Source organism: Mycobacterium sp. E3247 (assembly GCF_001667785.1).
Lineage (GTDB): Bacteria > Actinomycetota > Actinomycetes > Mycobacteriales > Mycobacteriaceae > Mycobacterium.
The window spans coordinates 1-1,391 of record NZ_LZJG01000396.1 but is presented as its reverse complement, the minus strand read 5'-3'; the positions used below and the strand labels follow the sequence as shown (position 1 = coordinate 1,391).

Annotated in this window: 1 protein-coding gene and 1 pseudogene; both read right to left on the bottom strand. The window is 70.6% G+C overall.

The features are described 5' to 3' along the window. Window positions 1–378, bottom strand: a pseudogene (locus A9X04_RS21055) (hypothetical protein); the annotation flags it as partial. A 65-nt stretch (window positions 379–443) separates the two neighbouring features. Next, window positions 444–1,391, bottom strand: a 948-nt coding sequence (locus tag A9X04_RS21050; RefSeq protein WP_067924555.1) for a TIGR01777 family oxidoreductase, incomplete at its 5' end; no start/stop codon positions are given.

The following is a 1,391-nucleotide window of genomic DNA, read 5'->3' as shown; positions in this document are numbered from 1 at the left end:
TGCGATGTTGTCCAGGAAGCCCCTGTTGTCGATCAGGTGCTCCACCGTGCAACCGAAGGCGCTGAGGGTGGGCAGCGTGGTGGCCACGACGAGGAATCCGGTGCCGGCGATCTCGGCGGCGAACGCCGACCAGACCTTTTTGCCCTCGACGAAGCCGTGCTGTAGCCAGACCAGTCCCCGGGGCGGCGTGCTGGGCAAATACCATGTCGTCGGCACCGCCTGGGTCGCGCTCGCGCAGGCGACGTCGGTCGCGCTGTCCGCCTCGGTGGATTCGGCCCGGGCTTGGCGCGGGCCGAGCACCATCGTGGCCACCGCGACCATGCCCAGCACGACCGCGCCGGCCTGCCGGGCGTGCCGGGCCGGCGCTCCTGAGATCATTAAGAAATTGAATCATTTATGAGCGCGGATCGGGCTTGATCAGGCGATTGCCTCAGATCTTCCGATCAGGACTCGCGCCCGAGCAGGTGACGCAGCGCCTGCTCGAGCTCGGGATGGCGGAACCGGTGTCCGGCCGCCGTGAGCTTCTGCGGAGCAACCCGCTGGCTGGCACACGCCAGCTCGCGGGCGCCCTGCTCGCCGAGCAGCACCCGGGGCCCGAGCGACGGCACCGGCAACACCGCGGGCCGACGCATGACGTGGGCCAGGGTGGCGGTGTACTCGCTGTTGCGAACCGGGTGCGGCGCAACGGCATTCACCGGACCGGACAGCGCTGTGTCCCACAGTGCTCGGTGATACACGTCGACGAGGTCGTCGATCCCGATCCACGAGAGCCATTGCCGGCCGTCGCCCAGCCGGCCACCCAGCCCGGCGCTGAACAACGGGCGCATCAGCTTCAGCGTGCCGCCGCGCGGGGACTGCACGATGCCCGTGCGCACCGGCACCACCCGCACCCCGGCCTGTTCCGCGGGCGCGGTCGCCGCCTCCCAGTCGGCAACGACATCGGCGAGAAAGCCATCGCCGCGTTCGCTGTCCTCGGTGAGGACGTCGTCACCCCGGTCGTACCCGTAGTATCCGATCGCCGAAGCGGTGACCAGCACCGACGGCCGCCGCGGGGTGCGAGCCAGCGCCTCGGCGAGCCAGCGGGTCGGCCCAATCCTGCTGTCGCGGATCGCTTTTCGATGCCTCTCGGTGAACCGGCCGGCGATCGATTCGCCGGCCAGGTGGATGACCGCGTCGACCCCCTCGAACAGGCCCGGGTCCGGGTCGTCGGGATTCCACTTCCGCTCGTCGTCCCCTCCGGCGGGGCGGCGAACCAACCGGATGACGCGATGGCCGCCGGTGCTCAGAAACGCCGTCAACGCCGAACCGACCAAGCCCGACGCCCCGGTGACGGCGACCGTCGCCGTCGCCAGCCCGTTCTCGGCGGCCAGCCGGTGCGCGGCCAGATCGTC